The 2,505-nt window shown below is 61.6% G+C and carries 3 protein-coding genes; 1 reads left to right on the forward strand and 2 read right to left on the reverse strand.

The genetic code is table 11. From position 1 onward, the window contains the following. Window positions 1-64 precede the first annotated feature (64 nt). Complete coding sequence (locus tag B8784_RS04940; protein WP_084396434.1) at window positions 65-1,267, reverse strand: IS256 family transposase; 1,203 nt, start codon at window positions 1,265-1,267, stop codon at window positions 65-67. 296 nt (window positions 1,268-1,563) lie between these two features. On the opposite strand from B8784_RS04940, the gene B8784_RS04945 reads away from it, so the two are divergent. After that, window positions 1,564-1,866 carry a hypothetical protein gene (locus B8784_RS04945; protein ID WP_084396502.1) on the forward strand — a complete coding sequence of 101 codons (303 nt, stop codon included), beginning with the start codon at window positions 1,564-1,566 and terminating at the stop codon, window positions 1,864-1,866. Window positions 1,867-2,131: 265 nt separating this feature from the next. On the opposite strand, the gene B8784_RS04950 is transcribed toward B8784_RS04945, so the two are convergent. Then, a partial coding sequence (locus tag B8784_RS04950) for an integrase core domain-containing protein (RefSeq protein ID WP_233355963.1) occupies window positions 2,132-2,505 on the reverse strand: 374 nt, incomplete at its 5' end.

Raw genomic sequence — 2,505 nt, forward strand, 5'->3', positions numbered from 1 at the left:
GATCGTGTCCCACCAAGTGGTGTAGCTCGTCATTGGCCTGACGGTTTTGGTCAGGCTGAGCTGATCAGCCGACCTGAGCTACAGGCAGGCTGACCAGGGGGTTATCGCAGACTGGCGCGAGGGTTTCCAGCGTCATGTAGCGTGCTCTCTGCACGGCCCATTCCTCGGTCTGTTCCATGAGGATCGCTCCCACCAGTCTGCGGATGGCGTTTTCATTGGGGAAGATACCGACGACATCTGTGCGCCGTTTGATCTCGCCGTTGAGCCGTTCGATGGGATTCGTGCTGTGCAGTTTCGTGCGATGCTGCTGCGGGAACGTCATGTAGGCAAGGACGTCTTCTTCTCCCTCGTCCATCAGCGCGGCGAGCTTCGGCAGTTTCGGCCGCATCTGATCGGCGACATGGCGCCACTGGGTCTTTGCAGAGGCATAGTCGTTCTGGGCGAAGGCGGTGGCGATGAAGGCCGAGACCACACGCCGGCTGCTCTTGCCGGCATGGGCCAGGACATTCCTCTGGAAGTGTACGCGGCAGCGTTGCCAGCTGGTATTGAGGACGCGGGCGACGGACGCCTTGATACCCTCGTGGGCATCGCTGATGACGAGTTTCACCCCACTCAGCCCCCGGCGTACCAGATCGCGCAGGAAGCCCGTCCAGAACGTCTCCGCTTCCGAGGGGCCAATGGCCATGCCCAGGACTTCCCGGCGCCCGTCCGTATTGACGCCGACGGCGATTGTCACCGCGACCGATACAATACGCCCGCCCTGGCGGACCTTGAGATAGGTGGCATCGATCCAGAGATAGACCCACTCGCCTTCGATCGGCCGGGTCAGGAAGGCCTCGACCCGCTCATCGATTTCTTCGCAGAGACGCGACACCTGGCTCTTTGAGATGCCTGTGCCGCCCATCGCCTGGACGAGATCATCCATCGCCCGGGTCGAGACGCCGTGCACATAGGCCTCCTGGATCACCGCTGTCAGGGCTTTCTCGACGGCGCGGTGAGGCTCCAGGAAGGACGGGAAGTAGCTGCCTGTGCGCAGCTTCGGGATCCGCAGTTCGACATTGCCGGCCCGGGTCTGCCAGTCACGTTCCCGGTAGCCATTGCGCTGGGCTTTGCGCTCCGGATCCTTTTCGCCGTAGGCCGCGCCGGCGCGCACGCCAACCTCGAGCTCCATCAGCCGCTCAGCGGCAAATCCAATCATCTCCTTGAGCAGGTCGGCGTCCCCACTCTTCTCAACAAGCTCGCGCAGGTCCATCATAGCCTTGGTCATTGTCGGTTTTCCTTCGGTCAGGTTGTGTGTCGCAACCCAATCCTACCAAGGAACCGGCAATGGCCAACCGCGCTGCGGGCCTCGTCCTACAGCGCCATGTGGAAAGGCGCGGACGAGACCCGCAGCGCTAACCAGCTACACCACGACCCGGGACGTGACCTGCCCTGACGGGCTTGAGTCTTTCAGGGACGGCCCGTAGCGGCGGCGATGCCAACCAATTTCACGGCGAGCTGCAACGCGCTGATCTGGCGGCAGGACCTGCCGATGGCGCTGAACTTCATCCCGGCAGATCCTACGTGTTCATCGTGAAGTTCAAAGCGGATGAGGGATTAGCTGAAATTCTTGCGCTTTACCGCCCCCAGCGCGAGCGCGCTGTTCAGGCATTCGGCGTTTGGGCGCGAGACAAATCAGCGTTTCGCGGATTGGCGCTGGATCGAGTCGCATACTCTGGTGAAGCGCTGCTGATTTACGACCCTCGCATGGATGACAGAATACCACGCCCAACGCTCGACGAAATATCACAGCAGCTCAATGCTTCGCCATTCGTGAGATACGCGGACCTTGATTCCATCGTGCAGGCCCGGTCGAAGGCATGCTAAAAAAATTGCACTCAAGAGTTGGGTGACTGATTGTGGGTGCCATGCTCGCACCAGATGCAGTCGCAATTTTCATGGGTGCAGCTGGGGTCTGCGAGCGGCGCTCGAAAACGGCGCCGCGCCAGAGGGAATAGAAGACGTTTTAGAGTTGACGGGCGGTATGCTCGCCTGAGGGCCTCGCCTGTGTCGGCGCGGGCAAGGTGTCCAAGCATGAAATCGATTCCGCGACGCCCAGTGATATTTGACCCAGCCCCGTGATCCGGGCCGTTCATTCGGAGAGTCTGTTCGCCTTTCTTTCTGTTGTTGATGGCGTGGTCAAGGCCCGGGGAGTGGAGCTTCCCCGCGGCTCAAGCGAGCCGGGCCTTCGGCGGCGCAGCCGCCGTTCGTAGGTTACGGGGCTGAGGCCGCCGAGTGATGTGTGTGGCCGGACCGTGTTGTAGTCTATCCGCCAGGCTTCGATGATGCGCCGGGCGTCACCGAGACTGTCGAAGAGATGCTCGTTCAGGCACTCGTCGCGCAGCCGGCCGTTGAAGCTCTCGACGAAGGCGTTCTGTGTCGGCTTTCCCGGCGCGATGTAGTGCCACTCAATGCCGGCCTCGCGCACCCATTTCAGGATCGCATGACTGGTCAGCTCCGTGCCAT

It is taken from the genome of Henriciella aquimarina, assembly GCF_002088975.1.
GTDB lineage: Bacteria > Pseudomonadota > Alphaproteobacteria > Caulobacterales > Hyphomonadaceae > Henriciella > Henriciella aquimarina.